Source organism: Pseudescherichia vulneris, assembly GCF_902164725.1.
Classification (GTDB): domain Bacteria; phylum Pseudomonadota; class Gammaproteobacteria; order Enterobacterales; family Enterobacteriaceae; genus Pseudescherichia; species Pseudescherichia vulneris.
The window spans coordinates 1,646,846-1,647,443 of sequence record NZ_LR607338.1 but is presented as its reverse complement, the minus strand read 5'-3'; the positions used below and the strand labels follow the sequence as shown (position 1 = coordinate 1,647,443).

The 598-nt window shown below is 54.2% G+C and carries 1 protein-coding gene; it reads right to left on the bottom strand.

What is annotated here, in order from left to right; all coding sequences use genetic code 11:
- Positions 1 to 14 precede the first annotated feature (14 nt).
- Positions 15 to 598 (bottom strand): SDR family NAD(P)-dependent oxidoreductase (locus FN633_RS06875; protein WP_154058850.1); only part of this gene is annotated, 584 nt, incomplete at its 5' end.

The following is a 598-nucleotide window of genomic DNA, read 5'->3' as shown; positions in this document are numbered from 1 at the left end:
TCGCCTGTCCCTTGTCAATTCGTGCCAGCCATGTAAAGGGCATCCTCTCCAGCGGGCAAGCGCATCGGTGCATTGGGATCGTTGACAACGTGCCAGACCGCTTTCGCCACATCGATGGGATAAGTAACCCTGGCGCTATCATTCCGCATCTCATTAAAGATTTGCTGGCTTAGCTCGGCATACTCTGCAGGAATGTCTCCCATAATACGTTGAGCATTTTCGCCAAAGCGGGTTGCGGGTGCACGTCCCGGCAGAACGAGGCCCACGCGGATATTAAACGGCTTTAGCTCAATAGCCAGAGATTCAGTGAACGCATTCACTGCCGCCTTGCTGGCGGTATACGCTGCCAGCAGCGGCAGCGGTTTTAAGGTAACGGCTGAGGTGATATTTACGATCACGCCTGAACGCCGCTGTCTGAATTGTGGAAGTACGGCCTGGGTCATCGCGATAGTTCCCAGCGTATTTGTTGCAAAAACCTCCCTTACCGCCTGCAGGGAAACGCCCTCAAGCGCGTTTAACATCCCGACGCCTGCATTGTTTACCAGAACATCTATATCGCCGACGTCGTCAATGGCGCGCTCAATGCTTTGCTGATGGG